27 protein-coding genes are annotated in these 19,183 nt (G+C 38.6%); 6 read left to right on the top strand and 21 right to left on the bottom strand.

Translation table 11 applies throughout. The features are described from left to right. From ABN212_RS15725 to ABN212_RS15670, 12 genes are all read right to left on the bottom strand, one after another. The coding region (locus tag ABN212_RS15725) for a hypothetical protein (protein WP_349443401.1) at positions 1 to 236 on the bottom strand (236 nt) is incomplete at its 3' end. Next, positions 233 to 673, bottom strand: a complete 441-nt coding sequence (locus tag ABN212_RS15720; protein ID WP_023582509.1) for an HK97-gp10 family putative phage morphogenesis protein — start codon at positions 671 to 673, stop codon at positions 233 to 235. The genes ABN212_RS15725 and ABN212_RS15720, both read right to left, overlap by 4 nt. After that, positions 670 to 993 (bottom strand): phage head closure protein, encoded by a 324-nt coding sequence (locus ABN212_RS15715; protein WP_198626555.1) that lies wholly within the window; start codon positions 991 to 993, stop codon positions 670 to 672. Before ABN212_RS15715 ends, ABN212_RS15720 begins: the two co-directional genes overlap by 4 nt. After that, positions 990 to 1,298 (bottom strand): head-tail connector protein, encoded by a 309-nt coding sequence (locus ABN212_RS15710; protein WP_023582511.1) that lies wholly within the window; start codon positions 1,296 to 1,298, stop codon positions 990 to 992. Before ABN212_RS15710 ends, ABN212_RS15715 begins: the two co-directional genes overlap by 4 nt. A 95-nt stretch (positions 1,299 to 1,393) precedes the next feature. Continuing rightward, on the bottom strand, positions 1,394 to 2,602 hold the full coding sequence (locus tag ABN212_RS15705; protein ID WP_349443400.1) for a phage major capsid protein: 1,209 nt from the start codon (positions 2,600 to 2,602) through the stop codon (positions 1,394 to 1,396). A 13-nt stretch (positions 2,603 to 2,615) separates the two neighbouring features. Next, the gene (locus tag ABN212_RS15700) at positions 2,616 to 3,260 is read right to left on the bottom strand and encodes an HK97 family phage prohead protease (RefSeq protein WP_180273015.1); all 645 of its coding nucleotides are present in this window, start codon (positions 3,258 to 3,260) and stop codon (positions 2,616 to 2,618) included. Further along, positions 3,238 to 4,467 (bottom strand): phage portal protein, encoded by a 1,230-nt coding sequence (locus tag ABN212_RS15695; protein WP_023582514.1) that lies wholly within the window; start codon positions 4,465 to 4,467, stop codon positions 3,238 to 3,240. Before ABN212_RS15695 ends, ABN212_RS15700 begins: the two co-directional genes overlap by 23 nt. After that, positions 4,467 to 4,646, bottom strand: coding sequence for a hypothetical protein (locus ABN212_RS15690; RefSeq protein WP_088495902.1), 180 nt, complete (start codon positions 4,644 to 4,646; stop codon positions 4,467 to 4,469). Before ABN212_RS15690 ends, ABN212_RS15695 begins: the two co-directional genes overlap by 1 nt. Positions 4,647 to 4,655: 9 nt before the next feature. Continuing rightward, positions 4,656 to 6,389, bottom strand: a complete 1,734-nt coding sequence (locus ABN212_RS15685) for a terminase large subunit (protein ID WP_349443399.1) — start codon at positions 6,387 to 6,389, stop codon at positions 4,656 to 4,658. Positions 6,390 to 6,392: 3 nt separating this feature from the next. Continuing rightward, positions 6,393 to 6,863 (bottom strand): phage terminase small subunit P27 family, encoded by a 471-nt coding sequence (locus ABN212_RS15680; protein WP_099660116.1) that lies wholly within the window; start codon positions 6,861 to 6,863, stop codon positions 6,393 to 6,395. Positions 6,864 to 7,010: 147 nt separating this feature from the next. Continuing rightward, positions 7,011 to 7,208: a hypothetical protein gene (locus tag ABN212_RS15675; RefSeq protein WP_109850079.1), complete on the bottom strand. Its 198-nt coding sequence runs from the start codon at positions 7,206 to 7,208 to the stop codon at positions 7,011 to 7,013. Then, positions 7,205 to 7,555 carry an HNH endonuclease gene (locus ABN212_RS15670; RefSeq protein ID WP_109850080.1) on the bottom strand — a complete coding sequence of 117 codons (351 nt, stop codon included), beginning with the start codon at positions 7,553 to 7,555 and terminating at the stop codon, positions 7,205 to 7,207. The genes ABN212_RS15675 and ABN212_RS15670 overlap by 4 nt, the downstream gene beginning before the upstream one ends. Positions 7,556 to 8,495: 940 nt before the next feature. Between ABN212_RS15670 and ABN212_RS18910 the strand changes: the two genes are divergently transcribed. After that, positions 8,496 to 8,699 (top strand): KTSC domain-containing protein, encoded by a 204-nt coding sequence (locus ABN212_RS18910; RefSeq protein ID WP_036904935.1) that lies wholly within the window; start codon positions 8,496 to 8,498, stop codon positions 8,697 to 8,699. 240 nt (positions 8,700 to 8,939) lie between these two features. Here the strand turns inward: ABN212_RS18910 and ABN212_RS15665 are convergent, their stop codons facing one another. The 9 genes from ABN212_RS15665 to ABN212_RS15625 all read right to left on the bottom strand — a co-directional run bounded on the left by ABN212_RS15665 (position 8,940) and on the right by ABN212_RS15625 (position 15,572). Further along, positions 8,940 to 9,347: a lysis protein gene (locus tag ABN212_RS15665; RefSeq protein WP_349443398.1), complete on the bottom strand. Its 408-nt coding sequence runs from the start codon at positions 9,345 to 9,347 to the stop codon at positions 8,940 to 8,942. 41 nt (positions 9,348 to 9,388) lie between these two features. Beyond that, positions 9,389 to 9,793 (bottom strand): structural protein, encoded by a 405-nt coding sequence (locus ABN212_RS15660; protein WP_349443397.1) that lies wholly within the window; start codon positions 9,791 to 9,793, stop codon positions 9,389 to 9,391. Then, entirely contained in the window at positions 9,786 to 10,103 is a 318-nt protein-coding gene (locus tag ABN212_RS15655; RefSeq protein ID WP_349443396.1) for a phage holin, lambda family, read from the bottom strand. The genes ABN212_RS15660 and ABN212_RS15655 overlap by 8 nt, the downstream gene beginning before the upstream one ends. 423 nt (positions 10,104 to 10,526) lie before the next feature. Further along, the gene (locus ABN212_RS15650; RefSeq protein WP_156733934.1) at positions 10,527 to 11,693 is read right to left on the bottom strand and encodes a 5-methyltetrahydropteroyltriglutamate--homocysteine S-methyltransferase; all 1,167 of its coding nucleotides are present in this window, start codon (positions 11,691 to 11,693) and stop codon (positions 10,527 to 10,529) included. A 240-nt stretch (positions 11,694 to 11,933) separates the two neighbouring features. Continuing rightward, complete coding sequence (locus tag ABN212_RS15645; protein WP_071425844.1) at positions 11,934 to 12,317, bottom strand: antiterminator Q family protein; 384 nt, start codon at positions 12,315 to 12,317, stop codon at positions 11,934 to 11,936. Continuing rightward, positions 12,317 to 13,291: a DUF7146 domain-containing protein gene (locus tag ABN212_RS15640; protein WP_349443395.1), complete on the bottom strand. Its 975-nt coding sequence runs from the start codon at positions 13,289 to 13,291 to the stop codon at positions 12,317 to 12,319. Before ABN212_RS15640 ends, ABN212_RS15645 begins: the two co-directional genes overlap by 1 nt. Next, entirely contained in the window at positions 13,288 to 14,853 is a 1,566-nt protein-coding gene (locus ABN212_RS15635) for a DEAD/DEAH box helicase family protein (RefSeq protein WP_349443394.1), read from the bottom strand. Before ABN212_RS15635 ends, ABN212_RS15640 begins: the two co-directional genes overlap by 4 nt. A gap of 259 nt (positions 14,854 to 15,112) precedes the next feature. Next, positions 15,113 to 15,310 carry a hypothetical protein gene (locus ABN212_RS15630; protein ID WP_261260698.1) on the bottom strand — a complete coding sequence of 66 codons (198 nt, stop codon included), beginning with the start codon at positions 15,308 to 15,310 and terminating at the stop codon, positions 15,113 to 15,115. Between the two features lie 43 nt (positions 15,311 to 15,353). Further along, positions 15,354 to 15,572 (bottom strand): hypothetical protein, encoded by a 219-nt coding sequence (locus ABN212_RS15625; protein ID WP_196540068.1) that lies wholly within the window; start codon positions 15,570 to 15,572, stop codon positions 15,354 to 15,356. Positions 15,573 to 15,677: 105 nt separating this feature from the next. Between ABN212_RS15625 and ABN212_RS15620 the strand changes: the two genes are divergently transcribed. From ABN212_RS15620 to ABN212_RS15600, 5 genes are all read left to right on the top strand, one after another. Continuing rightward, complete coding sequence (locus tag ABN212_RS15620) at positions 15,678 to 16,346, top strand: LexA family protein (RefSeq protein WP_261260697.1); 669 nt, start codon at positions 15,678 to 15,680, stop codon at positions 16,344 to 16,346. A gap of 314 nt (positions 16,347 to 16,660) precedes the next feature. Beyond that, on the top strand, positions 16,661 to 17,503 hold the full coding sequence (locus ABN212_RS15615; RefSeq protein WP_261260696.1) for a ParA family protein: 843 nt from the start codon (positions 16,661 to 16,663) through the stop codon (positions 17,501 to 17,503). Beyond that, positions 17,490 to 17,909: a hypothetical protein gene (locus ABN212_RS15610; RefSeq protein WP_261260695.1), complete on the top strand. Its 420-nt coding sequence runs from the start codon at positions 17,490 to 17,492 to the stop codon at positions 17,907 to 17,909. The genes ABN212_RS15615 and ABN212_RS15610 overlap by 14 nt, the downstream gene beginning before the upstream one ends. Further along, on the top strand, positions 17,902 to 18,570 hold the full coding sequence (locus ABN212_RS15605) for a hypothetical protein (protein ID WP_261260694.1): 669 nt from the start codon (positions 17,902 to 17,904) through the stop codon (positions 18,568 to 18,570). Before ABN212_RS15610 ends, ABN212_RS15605 begins: the two co-directional genes overlap by 8 nt. A 154-nt stretch (positions 18,571 to 18,724) precedes the next feature. Continuing rightward, the gene (locus tag ABN212_RS15600; RefSeq protein WP_261260693.1) at positions 18,725 to 19,183 is read left to right on the top strand and encodes a helix-turn-helix domain-containing protein; all 459 of its coding nucleotides are present in this window, start codon (positions 18,725 to 18,727) and stop codon (positions 19,181 to 19,183) included.

Raw genomic sequence — 19,183 nt, 5'->3', positions numbered from 1 at the left:
GCATTAGCAAATAACAAGCGAAGCGTTCTCGCCTCATCAATCGTATCGGCATAAACATCAACCTGAATATTCGTCATTGTTTCGGCTTGCCCCTTCAGTACATCGCCTTTGACATCGTACAAAGAGAAGACACACCAAGGCGCTGTTATTGCAGGGTTTGATTGTGGAGCAACATACGGAAAAACTTTATCAGGTAATACAGGTGATAAAATTGCGTAGATATCCGCCTCTGTCATTTTCCTAGCGCCTCATCAATCGCTCTATTTAATTCGCTAATGGCTAAATTGGCTGCCTTATCCGATTCACGATCAAAAGTGGGACGTATAAAAGGTCTTGGCGCCATTTTAGAAGTGCCCTCTTCAAGAAAGCGCCAATAAAAGGCATTATTAGGATGATCACTTTTCATAGAGGTATCACTGTTTGTGCCTGATGCGTTACTCCCTCGAACATAAACGCCCGAAGAAACCTCACCTTTATTGCGCATTCTGTGATTACGAGTCACTATATTTCGTGCTAATTTTCCCGTCTTTCGTGGTGCGGACGTTCTGATTTCATCACGTAATAACGTTGCGGCCGCATTGGTTGCTTTTCGCATCGCTTGATGACTTTCAGCTCGGCTTAAAACATCTAACTCTCTTGATAAGTCGAGTAGATCGGAGAAATCCAAATTCATGATTGTTTAACTCCTTGTTTGCATAGCAATTCTAATCGAGTCAATTTCTCATCAGGAATGACTGACTGAATGTCATAAATTTGCTCACGCCAAACCATTCTGCAGGTACTGTTAATATCGGGTCGATAACGCATCCACACTCTAACAGTAACCTCTGACATTTCAGCATTAGCGGATATCAGCTCACGACCAGAAAGATGTTTTACTCCGCATCGCACTGAAGCGATATCAACCCACTCTTTTTTAAGTTGCCCTGAAGGTAATTTAATGGGTACGTTCTGTTGAAATATGACAGTTTGGCGCAATCTTCCTGCTTTCATGATTGCCCTCGCATGGGTCTGATACGATATTCACGCAATGCATTACATAGCGACTCGGGGAGTGATTGACCTTCACGATTCTCATACCAAAAACCAACCATTTGCATGAGCCTTATTTTTATATCTTCGGAAAGAAGTAAGCCATAATGATCACTTTCAGGTATTTCATCATCATACAATTTTCGGTTTGTTAATCTTTCCACTTCGGCTATTGCCGACGATAGATTTTGTTGAAGCAAATCATCATCCTGATCACCATCGATATAACATTGGCGTTTCAATTCATCGATAGTTGGAAATGCCATGAAACCTCCAATAAATCCTGCGACCTATCCCGATCGCAGGCACAAAAAAACCGCAATTAAGCGGTATATATGAAACTGAGATACATAAACTCAGATTATTTAGTGGCTCCAGCTTTCAGTAACTTCACAGCATTACTGTCAACCAACATAGAGCCAACGCGTTTCGTCGTATAGAAATGTACAAACGGTTTGTTGGTGTATGGGTCACGTAACATACGGACACCAATACGATCAAGAATAGTGTAACAGCGGTTGAAGTTACCAAAAGCAATCGGCACAGCGTCAGCTGATACATCAGAAAATTGCTCATTTTCTGCAATGCCATACCCTAATAATGCAGAAGGTTGCCCTAATTGCAGACCGGGTTGCCACAAGTAATTACCTTGAGCATCTTTCAGTGTGCGAACTTGGAATAATGTATTGTTATTCATCATAAACTTAGCACCTGTGCGATACACTTTTCGCATGGTATAAATTAATTTCATGACTTCATCCGCCGTGATTTCTGTCGGTTTTTTCAATAACAAATGCTGTAACTTACCCCATTCACGTTCTTTATCGCCTTTATCGTCACTGCCGTATGCCAGCAGGCCTTTAGGCTTTTTAATACCGTCACCGTGGGTAAATACCGCTTCTTCCTGCTCCGCGAATTCTGTGGCTAACTCACTGGTGATGAATTGCTCAACATTAAAAAAGGCATCATCAAGCATGGTTTGAGTTGCAGCAGGGTTACCATAGATTTCACCCCAGAACGGTTCAATAGACGCGAGTTTTGATGTGCTGGTTTCAGGACGTTTATCCACTTCACCGACCCAACCACTATTTGTGCCACCTTGATTAATCAGGCGTTTAAACTTCTCTGTCCCAACCGTAATCACATTACACTCTTGGCGCATAACCACTTCATCACGCAATGCCGTAATAATATTACGATCCAGTTCTTCGGGTACGGCATAACCGCCGTCAGGATCTGAACCGACCTGCATTGCTTTACGCTCTAATTCCGCAAGCCCATCATCTGTACCTTTACGCACAAATAATTCAAACGCGGTTTTATGCTCAGAGACATCTTTATTCGTCACGTTACCATCTGGACGTTTTACTGAAGCAAGTTCCGCTTCTAAATTGCTTTTTAATTCATCCAACTCTGATAATTTTTCATTTAAGGTATCAACGGTTGCTGATAACTTACTTTTTTCAGCTTCAATCGCATCGATACGTTTATCATTCGACTTTTTAAATTCGTCAAACTGACCTTTTAATTCCTGCGCAACTTCACTAACGTCTTTATGATCAATAGCCATAATTTTTCCTTTATTATTTAAAAATAGATTTCAATGTTTCTAATGCTTCTTGCTCAACATCACGCAGAGAAAGTGCATCGTAGCCTTTGGCCATAAAAGCCTTGGCTTGTGTTCGCGAAAGCCCAACATCGCGCAGGACTCGCTCAATACTTTTTTGTGTGGGTAATTCACCACGAGCAAATGCCGACTTCACATCACTGACTCGCGCTTCATCATTGGAAGGAAATGTCACTAAGCTGACTTCCCATAGGTCGATTTCTTTCAGTAGAAAGGCATCTTTACTGCGGTCATATTCATAATCTTTAAGAATGTAACCAATAGAAAGGCCGGAGAGTGATCCGGCCTTCATATGAGCATGTGCACGTTTAGATAAAGGATCGTCATCAATTAACAGGCGACCTTTTACATAGAGTCCGGTGCTGTCTTCTCTCATTTCGGTATAAATACCAATAGGCTCAGCCATTTGGTGTTGCCAAAGTAAGGCGGGTAATGAACCTTTTTCTTTCCACTGACTCAGGGAATTAAGAAAAGCCCCCGGCATCACAATATCGGCATAACTGTCTTTTACCCCGAAAACGGAGCCGTAGCCTTCAAACTCGCCAGAGTCACTAACAGACTTAATTTTCAATGGCACATCAAGCCGTTGTTTGGTCGTCATCGGCATGCGCTTTCTCCTCTTGTTTTTGGGTTTCTGGCTTAGTAGTCATGTTCATCGGCGTGAGATAAATATCGCCACCCTCACGCGGATTTAACTCTTCGAGTTCACGACATTCATTAGGCGAATAAATCCCCCAGTTAATGCCTGTTGAGTAGGCTTCAAATCGCGATTTCATATCACCACGTAATAAAGCGCCAGTATTAAATTTGGCATAAAAAGTCCCTTGCTTACTGGCTTTTACTAGCCCTGCATTAATACGTTGCTCTATACGAATAAGGTAGGGAACAAGTGAGTAGTTAATAAAACCAATACCCAAGTTTTCAATGTTATTGAATGTGGCGCGATCGGTGTTTTGCACCATGTGAAGGGGAACACGAAAAATACGGCAAATTTCCTCTAACTGAAACTTTCGTGTTTCAAGAAATTGCGCATCTTCAGCCGATAAACTGATTTGTTGCCACTTCAACCCCATTTCTAAAATCATCGGTTTGTGTGCATTGGCTAACCCTTGGTGCCGTTCACCGAAGTCAGATTTCAGTCTTTCGTAAGCATCATCTTTTAGATATTGATCCGTTTGTAATACACCACTTGTCACCGCACCGTTTCCAAATAAACGCGAACCATGCTCTTCGGTGGCTAATCCTAAACCAATGGCTTGACGTGCATAGGCGATCGGACTTAATCCCACTAAACCATCAAGAGTAAAAATCCGCACATGCCAGATTTCTTGCTGTGTCAGTGTTTCACTTTTACCATTTGGAAATGTCACCTGATACTCAGGCTCCCATTGGCTATTTAATTTTGGCGTGACACAACTAGGATCGAGAGGTAGTAATTCAACCACTTCGCCTAAGGCGTACACCTTATAAGCATAAAAATTCCCCCTTAAACACAAACAGGCAATTAATAATTCCCAAAGCTCTTGTGGTGTCATGTAATTATTGGGCTTAACCGCCAGTAATTTGTGTAACCGTTCTTTGGTGGCGCGTTTATTTCCTCTTTCTAATTGTTCATATAAAGAGCATGGCAACATCCCAACCGATTCTGCAAGAACACGAATACAACTAAATACAGAAGTCAGTTGCATAGCGAGTTGTGTACTCACTCTTCGACCAGAATAAGTGTCATAAGACAATCCAATTAACTCACTCAGTTCTGATGAGGTCATCTCTTTCTGAGATTTCTGAAATAACCCAGGGAAAAACATTATTCCTCCTTGTTATTTCTAGGTTGTCCAAGCGCTCTTGAAACAAGGTATGACCATAAAAGGCACAATAAACCCGCGCAAATATAGCCCATCGGTAGGTAGATTAACCAAGCGCCCCATGACAACAAAAAGGCACCCGCAATCCCAACCAATAAGGCTGTTATTGTTAAAAATTTCATTAAATTTCCTTAGAGAGAGCGTAAGCCTCGAGAAGCGAGGACATCAGAGAGGTTTTGTTCCTGATCTCCACCATTCACCAATAATCGACTCATGCCTGTAAATAGCGCCACAGGACCATCAATTTTGGCTTCGGGTGTGGATTTATTAGGGAAAATATTGTCATTTTTATCCGGTTTAACCGTGACGTTCGACATCATCCAGTTCATAACCGGGTGTTGGCTATGATGAAACTTACCCGCATAAACCAGTGCTTCAATCTCTTTCATGGATTCAGAAAAGTTACGCACCGTTTGAGCAACCTCTACAAGGGGTAACCCTTCTTCAGCCAGTGATAAACTAAATTGTGTCGCACTCCATGGGTCAAAACCCAGTTCGTTTAAGTTCTCGCCCGTCACCCATTCGATGATTTCTTCTTTAATTTGAGCATGATCAACAACTTCACCATCGGTTAATTCGAGATACCCCATACCAGCCCATTTGCGATAAAGTTCTGCCATTTGTTTAGAGCAACGCTCAAGCCGGTCTTCGGGTAACCAAAACTTAAAATCAGCATGAACATGACCGTTATCGGGCTGTTTCCATACTTTAGCAGCTGCACAAATATCAATTTTATTGGCAAGGTCAACGCCGACCCATAACGGATAAGTTTGTAATTCTTGTTTAGGTGCTAATTGAGGCGCATCATCCCACTTCATCATATCCATCCATGAAGATTCAGCCGTGACCCAAATATTCATGTGTTTGGTAAAGAAGTTAATCCGTGCCGAAACCTGCTCTTTGGCTTTCTTGGCTAAACGGCGTAAATCATCCCAGCGCTTACAAACACCGAGACCCGGATTTGCTTTTTGCCACACGGTTTCATCAAAAGGATCATCGTCTTTATCTAAGGTATAAATAATCGCGAAAAACGAGTCATCATCCACTTGTCCACGAAGCACTTTAATACCGTAATCCCGCAGTTCGTAACAAATCCCCTCTTTATTAAAGCCGGCTGTGGTGATCCCAAAAAGAAGAGACTGCAGACGCGCACCAGTGGCGGTTTCTAATACGTCCCACACATCACGAGTTTTGTGTGCATGTAATTCATCAACAATACCGCAATGAATGTTTAAACCATCGAGGTTGTTGGCATCACTAGAAAGCGGTTCAAACTTAGAGGCGGTTCTTTCTTGATAGATAGCGAGTTTATTAAATTCAAATAAACGGCCTAGTGTCGCTTTGGACTTCTTCAGCATGTTCTTCGCATCTTCAAATACGATACGAGCCTGATCACGTGTCGTGGCTGCAGAGTAAACTTCAGCACCGCCCTCACCATCAGCACCAGTCATATAAAGCCCAATACCTGATGACAATGTGGATTTTGCGTTTTTACGTGCAACTTCGTTATAAGCTGTGCGAAAACGACGAACAAAGACAATATCACCGTCTTCATCCACAACTTCTTTACCCGTTTGTTCATCAATTAACGGAATAACAAAACCAAAAATATTAATTAAGATAAATACATGCCAAGGCATTAAATCAATGGGTTTACCAGCTAATGCTCCTTTGACATGAGGAATAAAACTATAAAAATCGAGTATGTGCTGTGCGCGATCTTCAATGAAATAGATGCCACGCTCAGGCCCATGCTCTAAATCATTCAAGAACCGTTGGCACGCTAAACGTACCAGTTCGCACGCAACAATTTCTCCAGCAACCACCTGTTCGGCGTACTGAATTCCATCTGCTACGATTGCCATTCATCATTTGCGCTTTTTCAAAAATGCCTCAAAAGGATCTTCTTCGGCAGGAGTGTTCATAGTGACTTTTGCTCGAGAAGCGGGAGTCATACCAAATTCACTTAACATGGCGCGAATACGTTTCCATGCATCGGCCTTCATTGCAGCGGATGGATGCGCCTTTATCATCAATCCACTTTCTGTATTGTTTTTGTAGGTATAGCCTTCTTCATCGAGAACATCACAATGATGTCGATATTCAGTGTAAGCTTCGACGAGTAACTCCAATGCCTTGGCATCCATCTGACTCATGACACCCATTGCATCAAGTTCTTCAGCAATACGCTTAAACCAATACTTACCTTGCTTAGTGAAATGCTTCGGAGTTGGGGGTACCCCTTTGGGCGGTTTTGGCTCTTTTTTATTAATCGGTCGTTTTGATGGGTTCCCCCTCACTAATTGCAGATGTGACGGGGTTTTAGGCGGTCCAGCCATAATAGAAATCTCCTATCAATAATCGCTTGGGGTTCCCCAAAAAAAGTTTTCTAACCTGCGGTGATGTGAAAAGAGGTAAGGGGGCGGTCCTAGGTGGCGAGAGTGGTAGGGATTTGACCCGCCCCTCCCCTATGAGGAATGGCACTGTTATCCTTGACCAAGATTACCTTTCATCTGCTGTTCTGCACCGATATAGCCCACAGCAAGCAATGCTTCACCATCAGGGTATTTAGTCAGTAACTTTTTTATTTCAGTAATACAATGTTCAACCTTCACTTTGCTTTGTTCGGGAAGTTCAGCAACCAACCCTTTAAACATAAGTAAGGTCTGCTCATCTTGCGTCATTTTATTCTTTCCTTTGCTGTCTTAGCTCTATGACAGGACCAGCACAGGCTTTGCAGGTTACTATCATCATCGGTACCCCCATGTGCTTTGGCAATGATATGGTCCACTGTTTTCGCTTCGGTGGCTCGTCCTGATCTTAGGCATTCTTGACAGAGATACTTATCACGCTTGAGTATACGTGCTCGTAACTTATCCCATTGGGTACCATAACCACGTTGATGACGAGACTTACCGCGCTGGTGGGTTTCCCATCCTAAGTTCTGATGTTCTTCACAGTAACCGTTACGTTCTGTTGTTGTCTTGGCGCATCCCTGTTTACGACATGCGCGAGGTATGCGAGGTGGCATGTTATCTCCTATAATTTAAAGGGCAGATATTTGCCATTTTAAAGAGGAGGATAATCCCCTTTGATTTTAAAGGCGGGATTTCCCGACTTTACTTCTGACTGCACCACGTTCTGTTATTTAGTTCATTCATAACTTGAGGCACATTTGGTGTTTAACTTTTATTTTTGTATTAACTCAATAATGCCAGCTACATAACACCTAACAGGTTCAGTAACATAGATTCAAATGATTAACATAAAACAAAATATTTAATAACATTAAAATAGTATTTCTCCTTTCTTTGATTATACTAAAAGAATATCTCTCCCCCCTATTACTTTGTGGTTCGTTAGTTTTGCCCATGTATGTGGGCTTTTTTTTACTTAAATTTAATTTACGGAGAAGTATTTTTTTATTCTTACACTTTGTTACTTTATTTAATATTTTTCTAATGTAGTATTTGTACTCACACTTTGATTGATTATTTTTCATGCCTTTTTGTGTTTGGCCCTTTAGGGCCTTTTTTTTAACCATACTCCGCTGATGAAGAGATCTGGTAACTACCTACTAAATAATTTCCTAAATAGCGCTCTATTAGTAATTGCCCTATTAATTCAGTCTCTGCCCAGTTTACCCCTGTATAGTCATCTTGTTTTATGTCAATTAATTAAAATTAGATAATTAACAACAGTAAACTGGTATATACACTTATTTAATCTATACTAAACAAACATCGCTATACTTTGATTGACATCTTGTTAGTTTGCCCATGCTTAATGCTGGGCTTTTTTTATTCTAAGTATTCCATATCTTTATTGTGATTAACTTCACACAAATAATAAATTCCATTACTTTTCCATTATCACATAAAACTAATTTAATATTTCTACTAAGATTAACAATAGCTAAGGTCAAAAACCTATTTTTCATTTATTACATTTACCTAATAGAGCTTACTCTAATGGATAAAATTTATATTTCATCGTCTAACATCATCTCTGTTGCTTACGATTACCACAGTAAAACATTAGCAATTAATTTCAAATGTGGGGAAAAACATCAGTATAATGAAGTGCCATTTTGCATATATCAAGGATTGATGGCATCAAACTCCAAAGAAGCATTTTATTATTCTATGATTGAACATAAATACCCTTATAGTTAAGTAATCTAATAATTATTATTACACTTAAATTTTATTTCAACATAAACAAAAACATATTATTTGATAACTAATGTAATAAGTTTACGGATTAATTAACAAAGAGAATTCCAGTTAAAATTAAAAGTAATATTTTTATTCTTGTACTATGAGTATATTTAGTTACGTATACTACACTAATTAAAGATTGATATTTTTCAACTTGGTTTATTTTAGCCCTCGTACCCTACGTAGGGCTTTTTTTTAGTTCACACACTCCGTCCTAATATAATTCTGCAAATACAAAGTTTGCTGTTCGTTCTCGACTATCATTTCTCTGAGACGTAGATAATCTTGTTCAACTGCTTTGTTAAGTCGTGCGGTGTTTTCATTGCTTCCGCTTTCGGTGGAATTCTTGGTGACTGTTGGACACTCGGCTTTGATGTACACCCGCTTAGAGCTATTGCGAATATCATCACGAAGAGTGTCAATTTCATTCTTTGCACTGGCTAACTCCTGTGAGTGACGAATATCGAGTTGATCTAATCGAGTGATACGGGCTTGATAGTCTTTGTTGATTTTGACTTGTTGTGAGAGTTGCTCAGTGAGTGATTGGTTTTCTTTCTTTAGCTCTATTACTGATTTAGTAACAAGGTATAAAGAAGCTAGCATGATGCTAAATAAAACTATTGGAACCCACGATGTTAATTTACTCATAACAACAACCAAGCATCTTCAAATACTTTCTGACTGTATGGCTGATACCCAAGCTCAACACCTACAATCGCCGTAGCCAATGCAATAGCAACTGGTTTGGATGCAACGTTAATAGGTTCGTTTACGCTAACGCCGATATCTTTAGCTGCACGATTGATATAACCAACCGTATTGTTTTCATTTGATGGCGCATACCGATCGATAATCAACTCGACAGTGTTTAGTTCGTATTTCTTTTGGTATGTTTGCAGTAGTTTATAGATAGCCCGAATACCGTATTCAGGTGATACGAATTGGCAGAAGCTCGGATCTGTTTGCTGTGCGGATAGTCCTTGCCATTTTGAACCGTGTCGAATGTTGCCTGGGTTGTTATTGCGTTCACCGCGTGCTGGTCTAGTCATTTTTCAGCCCTGCCTTACCCTTAATGAGTTTGCTTAATCCATCTACACCGACATACCCAATGAATACACTAGCCAGATATGCCAATTCATGATTAAGGCCAAGTAGCGTTAATAGGTCTTTTACAAACCATGCAAATAACGCACACATGGCACCATCAAATAACGTTTTCCTCCAACCACTGCCATTGTACTTACCACGCAGAATTGCCATACCAGTTGCTAGTGATGCGCTAATACCTTGCTCTTTATGAGCGGCGATAACTTGGAATACTTGATCCCAAAATTCAGGGGTTTCTTTCATATGATTCATGCTCACCCCCTTATTTGGAGGAATTAGTTAATAGAGCGCCGACTCACAGTCTTATGTGAACGTGATAACGGGGGTAATTGTTCTGTGGTCGGCATATTTGTTATGCGTGAAGCTAATGCGCTAAGTTGGATCACTATGCGTTAAGTTAGCTTGACGTATATACGAAAAAAGACCGCCTAAGCGATCTTCAAAATGAGTTGTTTGGAATAACCGAACATGTGAACTTGTAAGGATTACTTACAGGTTGCTATTCCCTCGAATTCGGGGGAATTAAAAGTCAGGATGCTCATCGAAGCCGTCGAATTCATCAAACATATAAACTCCAGATAACAAAAAACCCCGCCCAGACGAGGTTTTGAGAAACTATCAATAATCTCACGATATATAGAGTCTTATGAGTAATAACGTTTTCAGTCTGTGAGATTAATCTTTCCAGACCTCTTGAGCAATCTCTTTTACTAATGCGATTTTATCCCATTGTTGCTCTTCAGTTAATGCATTCCCTTCTTCAGTTGATGCAAATCCACATTGAGTACTTAAACATAGTCGATCTAATGGTATGAACTTACTAGCTTCATAGATTCGTTCTATTACTTTTTGTTTATCCTCTAACTCGCCAATTTTGGAAGAAATTAATCCCAGAACAACTTTTTTGTTACCTGAAACATAAGATAATGGAGAGAAATCACCAGCTCTATCTGTATCAAACTCTAAATAATATGCTGATACATTTTCTCTTCCAAAAAGGATCTCAGCAATCGGTCCGTAGCCACCACTAGCCGCCCATGTAGAACGATAATTACCTCGGCAAACATGTGTTGTTAACACTAAATCTGATGGTGCGTTTTTAATAGCTTCATTATTCAAATAAACAAGCGTTTCCGCTAATGAGTTTATATCATTGCTTATTACAGTATGATCTGAATGGCATGAGCAACTATTTACACTTTCGCTCTCAGCAATACCTGAATTGTGATATCGAGAATCAACCATCATGCCCCAAGTACAATCATCTAATTGCAAATTGCGACATCCTATAAGATATAACTCTTTTATAAACTCTTGATAAGCAATAACAATATCGTTAATTAACTCATCTTTTGAAGGATAAGTTGCATTAGTGCTATCTAAATTTTCTGGTCGATAAAGCTCTTTGAAAAATTGAGCGGGTGCAGGGATCGTTAAACGAGGAACAATATTATCCTCAGCAAATTTCAACAAAAATGAAAAATGTTCAATAAAAGGGTGGCTATTTCCAGAGATTTTCCCTGTTAATCGAGCCGTCTCTGGGCGAGTTTCAATGCCATCGAATGAATATCCTTTAGATAAATAGGCTTTTTCAACGCCGTTTAATCCCCACATAAAGTCTAAATGCCACCAGCTACGACGAAATTCACCATCGGTAATAACATGTAATCCGGCTTTTTTCTGCTTTTCTACTAACTCAATGATTGCTTTATCTTCTATTTTTTTTAATTCATGGCTAGAAATAGTGCCATTAGCATAATCGCTACGCGCTTTATGTAGATATTCAGGTCGAAGGTAACTACCAACGACATCAGCTTTAAATGGAGGGATGTTAATGCTCATTCAATATATCCTATATTTTCTTATTAAGAATTTTATTATCAAACATAACATTAATAAAAAAAATGGATATTGAAACTATTTCATATTTAATATGAAGCTATTTTATCTTTAAAAATTAAAAGCACAGATAAAGAGGATAACTAATAAAAACACAAAACCTCACTGTAGATGAGGTTCATAAGCTGGTTGACCTTGATGTCAGTCTTATCACAATATCATCATATTTACGTACGTAAAGTTTTATATGATTTTTTCCACGTATCGATCCATCTCTAATGGAACATCTAGCATCATTAACATACCTTCTATTATCCCCTCTGCCTTTTGTAATTTTTTACCTATATGCCCATCAGAACAATTGTGCTTGTTAGCAAGTTGCATAAATGTCATTCCGAATAAATAGTAATCAAGCAATAGGTCATGCATATCACTATTCTTTTTATTCAATTGCGCCATACAACTAGAAATAATTATTGCATCGTCTTCACAACATTGGGGGCGAGCCTTAACTTTACTTGGTATTAATCCACTAAACCCCGCAGCAACCGAATACCATTGGACCGACTCTGTATTATCTGCCGACCATGCACCCCATCTTTCTAATACCTGTTGTATATCACGCATTATGCCACTTCCTTATGTTGTCTTGAAAATACTAACTCTCTTACTTCGCAGGCATCAGTAAGCATATCGTTAAAGTCACCTCTATCGGGCCATCTCACTCTTACTGTCTCTACATCATTATTGGAAAGTAGGTTTTTATGCGCGCACTCCATAGCAGCTGCATGACCCGCTGCGTTCCAATCCATATCTGTAAAGATAACAAGATGAGTAACACCCTTCGGTGCTTTGAATTTTTTCATGAAGTTAGTATTGATGACCGACCAAGTATTTACACCATAGAGTTGCTTACAAGAAAGTGCGGTCTCTATACCTTCAGCAATGCCAAGTGTAGTATCGACAGGAAACATTCTTATCGCGACAGATTCTGCATACTCTAAATAATTGTCATCCTGCACAGCAGTCATTTTCTTCACAATATCAAGAGGTGCTTTTTTATCCCCTTGTAAATACGTTCTATGTAAATAACAGAGTTGCCCTTTAGCATCAGTAGCTAGTGACCAGATAGCTTGAAATTTGTCAGAACTATTACGAACAGGTTGATGATCACAATAACGGACGTTATCAAGTGGTAACTCAAAAACACCTCGATTCTGCAAATACTGCATGGCTGGTGTATTTTTAAGTATGGGTAGTTTGGAATAACAGCCAGTGATGCGTTGGAATAAATTATTCTTATTTATTTTAGTTGGCAAAATAGCTTCTTTTTCTCGCTGATTACCAATCAACACATCAATTTCATCTGCTAATGTTTTAAAGTCTTTGCCTTGTGTTCTTTCTAACAATTGAAAACCGTTACCCGAACCACACGTACAGATATAGGTTCCTCGCCCGTCTTTATCATCAATACGAAACTTTCCTTTTTGTCCGCAGATAGGGCATTTCCCTTTAAAGTGCTTACGCCCTGTTATAGGAGGCAACCCATAATGTGCAAATATTTTTGCCCATAGTCCTTTTACCGCATCAATGGTATTCACAGTAAACCTCCTTGCTGTGGCTGGTGGCTAATTTGAGTGCGTAAATTTTGAATATTGACTTGCGCCTTCTTGCGAGATTTAGCAAAGGCAATTTGTTTATATTTAATGAAGTTGCTCACTTCAGGTGTGATTTCTTGTGGCGTGTTGTGAAAACCTTGTGGCCATACACCAAATTTATCTTTGAAGGTATTGGATACCCAACCATCACTGATGGGCTTGCCCTGTGTCGCACGTTGATTCTGGTAGTATTTCAATTGAGACCACCAGCTTTGCTTATCTTCTCTGGTGTAAGTGCGCTCTTTTTTATTCAGTTTTTTTATGTTTCGGCTGGTATCAACATCGATATCTTCACCCACTAAAGGTTTAAACCCACATTTAGGGCAAACATAAACACCTGCAGGTTTCATGTAATGGCAAGAGGAACATTCTTTCGGTTTCTTCTCTCGTTTTTCTTGCTCTCTGCTAGACGAAGATTCACTCATACCGTCGTTTTTGGTAGGCAGTTCGTCATATTCAATATCATCGGGATAACCTAAGCGGTGAACTGAGCCGGAGTGATCAAAAATAAGGCAAGTCTCTTTTCCTGGTGCGGTACGTAATCCTCTTCCAATAGCCTGACACCAACGAATCTCTGATTTAGTTGGACGGGCGTAAATAATGCAACGGACATCACTATCAAAGCCGGCAATCAATGTTCCCACGCTCACAAGCACCTTGGTCGCGCCTTGCTCAAACCGATGAATAATGATCTGACGCTCATCATGTGGCGTATCTGCGGTGATCACCTCAGCATTGACACCTGCACGATTAAACTCGACGGTGACAAAATTGGCATGACTGACTGTGACGCAAAAGCAAATCGTAGGTAGATTTCGACCATTCACCAACCAGTTATCAACAATATCCCCCACCAAGTCCGCACCACTCATGATTTCAGCAATTTCAGCTTCTTTGTAATCACTGCCGAACTCTGCGTTGCTGGACGATTTTACTTTTGATAGATCTGGTTTAGTTGGTGCATAGAACTCGTATGAACTTAAATCACCACGTTTGATTAACTCTTTCATGGTGGTGGGTTTGATTAATGTTTCGTAGTAATGACCAAGGAATGGGGCAAAAGGCGTACCAGACAAACCAATTACCTTAAATTCACACTTACTGATCACTTCTAATATTTTTTTACGGCGTAAATGCGCCTCATCGATAATGAGTAAATCGATATTGTCTGGAAAGTCTCTACGAATCACGGTATCTGCTGATGCGATTTGAATTAAACGAGTCGGATCATAATTGGGATGATCGCGCCATACATAGCTAATTTCTTCTGCTGGCAATCCATACTCAATAAAACGACTAACCGTCTGATCAATTAAAATGGTGTAAGGAACAAGAAACATCACTCTCATTCCACGCTGAACATGTCCATCAGTAATAAACGCAGCTAATGCCGTTTTTCCGCTTCCTGTTGGGCTATAAATCATGAATGTTCTATTTTGCTTCCATGTCTGACGTAACATCGTCAATCCGCGTTCCTGTGCAAAATTTGGTGTGATTGTTAACATCGGTTTCCTCATCTGATAATTAGCACTGCCAAAGGAAGGGATTAATTTTGTTTCTTTGGACGTCTAAACGGCCGTTGGCTTTTTAACTCCTATAGAGATCTATATTTAAGATCTACTCACTCCCTTGGCTGTGCCTTCCCTAACACCCCTTTCAAAGATCACCCCCCTTTCCCCCCTAGAAAGTTTTCCCCTCTTCCCCAGAAAACAATCTAGACGGCTAAACGTCTTAGCTTCCAACACCTCCTAAATCCAATCACTGTTAAATCAATAACGGCTTTGCTGTGTACCCTTGCATTGCTCTCTGATAACGCTTTATGAACTCTCTTAATCTGACGTTAGCTTCATGGCGAGCTTTGTTAGCCTTACGGTAGGGAACTTGTTCACGTTCCCATTCCGCTTGATAAACTTCCGAATATTTAATTAATGCCTTCTGCCTCATGCTTGGACTTAACTTCATGAGTTGTTCCTGAATCCACTTAGCATCATCAGGAAAGTAATGTTCAGGCATCGGCATGTTGATTTGGTGCATGATTTAATCGCTCGTGTGTGTATGGAATTTCAGGATCGTAATGACAGAGAATTGCCACATCTTCAGGAACACCACGCCACTTCCATTTACCAACACCTTGGCTACTACGAGGCTTCCCTTTTAACGGGTAAGCTTTACCTATCGCAGCATTCGTTTTATGAATGCCTTTTAAGATTTCATATAAATTCATAATTTATCCTTGAAAGTTTTCTTTCGTTAAATCATATTAAAAAGAAAGTTAAGTTTCAATTCTTTTTGATATATTAGTTTCGGAATAACTTTTTGAGGCGAAAAAATGAGTACATTTGGAGAAAGATTGCTTGAGCGGCGAACTGAGCTGGGTATGTCGCAAGATGACCTTGCAAAATTAACAGGTGTGTCGAGAGTAACAATTAGTAAAATTGAACTCGGTGAATCTCAAGATACAAGATCAGCAAATCTTTTCAAGATTGCAGCAGCGCTGAAATGTTCACCAAAATGGTTACTTCATGGGAAAGAACCAAAGCAGGAAGTTACTGAGCAATTTGATAGAAATGTATCAAACCCAAGGCCATACAAACCGTCCCCAAAATATCCAGTATTGAGCATGGTTCAAGCAGGGAATTGGAATGAGGCTTGCGAGCCATATACACTAGATCAAATAGATGAATGGTATGAATCAGAGGTCAAAGTACATGGCTCTGCATTCTGGCTACGGGTGGAGGGCGATTCAATGACTGCCCCTATTGGGATTAGTATTCCTGAAGGCTCGCTTGTGCTTGTTGATACAGGTAGAGAACCTATAAATGGAAGCTTAGTGATTGCCAAACTGACTGATACCAATGAAGCTACTTTTAAAAAACTAGTAATAGATGGAAGTAGTCATTTTCTCAAGGGTTTAAACCCAGCATGGCCAATGATATCGATTAATGGTAATTGTAAAATTATCGGTATTGTGGTTCAGATGATGATGCGTTTCGTATAATATCTTAAACTTGCAAAACAAACTGCTGTATTTGATTGTTATTGTTTAAAACTCAGGGCACACATGCCCTTTGTTTTATTTAAATCTTATTAGCTCTGATAAAGTCTGATAAAGAAAGCCCTAAAAACTTAAGCTAGTTGCTGCAACTTGATTCTGGAAGGTTCAAAGCGCTATTCATGGAATTATCAAGAAAATGTACGAGAGTGAGTGGTAACAGATATCACATTAATTATAAGAATTACTGTATAAAAAACAGGAATGTAAAATTTTTTAGTACCTGTAATATAATCTGACACTTTCTTTGGAGCCTGCACATGACTGCGCCTGTAATTAGCTTTATTAATATGAAGGGTGGAGTGGGAAAAACCACTCTATGCATTAGCATTGGTGAATATTTAGCAAACTATAAAAATAAAAAAGTATTAATAATAGATATTGACCCTCAGTTTAACGCAACTCAATCTTTTATGGGGAAATTCGATAAAATTGATGAATATTTATCTTTGGTAAAACAAAAGAAAACGATAAAGAGAATATTTGAAGTAAACTCATCTATTTACGATGAGGATGAGCTTATAAAAAAAGAAGATATTATCTACAGTGTGTATCCTAATCTTGATATAATTCCTGGTGACATAAATATAATGTTTGAACACAATACTGTGGATAACATTAGGTTGATTAGAATCAGAAACTTTATTGAAGATAATGATTTAAGAAATACTTATGACTATATTTTGATTGATTGTCCTCCAACTATTTCTATGTATACTGAAGCATCTATTATGGCGTCAACACACTATATAATGCCAATGAGAATAGATCAGTACTCAGTCTTAGGTAGTAGCAATCTGTTATCAATAGTTTCTAAATTATCTAGAGATCAACGATTGTCAATAGAGCCGCTAGGTGTAATTTATACCGATACTGCTAAGAAGTTAACTAAGAAAACTAGAATAATTAAAACTGCTATAGAGACGGAGAAAGGAATCAGAGACCTTTATTTTTTTAGTAATCATTTTTCAAGGATTAGAAATCTGCAGGTTGGTCAACAACTAAATTTTGCATCAGCATATTCACAATCTAAGGATATTATAGATCGGATATGTTCAGAGTTGGAAAGCAGACTTAATGGAGATAAAAATGAGTCAGAATAAATTAATAACCAAAAAAAAATTGATGGAATTGAAGGACTCTGATTCTGTTGAGTTTATGGTTGGCTTTTTATCATTGGTTGTTTTTTCTAAAGAATTATTTAAATCTAACATGGAACTATATGCTTTTATTAAGCGTGTTTTCAAAGTTGAATTTAAAAATTATGTCATATCTTCTAGAACTCTGATGTTTTCTAGAGTTTCCAAGGATATTATAAGTAAATATTCAGAAGAAAATTATTCATCTGCTAAAAATGCTATTATTAATATTATTTATGAAAAACTAGATCAACAACCAGTAAATGAAACTAGTGTAGAAATAAAAACCAAGAGCAATAAGAAAAGAAAAGGCAAAAATACGACAACAGAAAGCATTTCTAAGTGGATTAAGGGATTTAGAGGTGAATAATTTTCTATCTACTGACCCTCATAATATATTAAAAACAGTATCTAAATTTAAAGATGATTTAAATACGATCCCTAGCCAGTATGTCAAGGATAGCCTGTTATCCACTTCAAAGAAAATAATTTTTCTAAAAATACTGCATGAAAAATCTTTAATGAAAAACAGGCACTTATTGAGTATGGTGTATGACTTCTTAGGATGTATTTCAACAATAAAAAACAATGAATACAGATACTTTTATTTCAATATCAGATCATGTATTGAAAACTCGATAAGATTTTTCTTGAACAAGGATAATGATGATGAGATAGGTGTAACTAAGATGTTCACCGAATTTAAAGAGCTTTATAAGGGAGTGCCTGGGGTTAGCTCAATAGCTAGAGTGTACTCTGATGCCTGTAACTACGTTCACAATAATATAAAAGCAGACATTGATATATCTAGAAGTTATAAATATATCGATGGAAGAAAAGAATTTAATGAAAAAAAAAGTAAACAATTGTGTAAAGACCTACTATCAGTGCATTCCTCACTAAATAACCTTCTAATTATAAATAATAGTGAAGACATAAAATATTCTTTCTTATATCTAAATGAAAATATTGAGTATTTAATAAATAAATCTTTTTTAGAAAAATTATACCAATCAGAAACAGCATTGTAATCTATCCAACCTGCTCCGGCGGGTTTTTTATTGTTCAAAATTCATCACTCCTATCCGCACTCAATCAACCGAAACTTTTCTTTCATTTCTTTGTTGACACAAAACTTGGATTTTTGTAACCTAGGTTTCGAAGGGTGATTATTGAGGGCGAGTCATGATCCAGATTATTGATGAATCAAAATTGTTACGAACAAATTCTCAGGTACAAACTCTGCTATGTTGTGCGCTTGAATCAAGCTCATCAAGTGAAATTCAATCACTGATAGAAATGGCAATAGAGAAAAGTAAGGCTATTAACTCTATTATCGAAAATAAACCTGAATCTTACCAGCAACCAAAGACTCCAGCGATAGAATCTCTCACTGCTTGCAACTCATTTGCAGAACGTTTACGTCTAGCGCTTGCTTACTCTGGAATGACTCAGGATGACTTAGCTTGGAAGATTGGATTATCACAAGGAGCTATTAATTCGTATGTAACAGGAAAAGTAAAAGAAGCTGGCATTGCTCGTGCAGGTGAGATTGCAGAAGCGATAGGGATAAATGCTGGCTGGTTACGTTACGGCGAAGGCGAAATGACAGATTTTTGCACCTCAAAAGCAGAGGAGTTATAA

The sequence above is a fragment of the Proteus genomosp. 6 genome, from assembly GCF_040139785.1.
In the GTDB taxonomy this organism is placed as follows: domain Bacteria; phylum Pseudomonadota; class Gammaproteobacteria; order Enterobacterales; family Enterobacteriaceae; genus Proteus.
The sequence above is the reverse complement of the archived record's forward strand: the minus strand, read 5'-3'. Positions and strand labels throughout refer to the sequence as shown.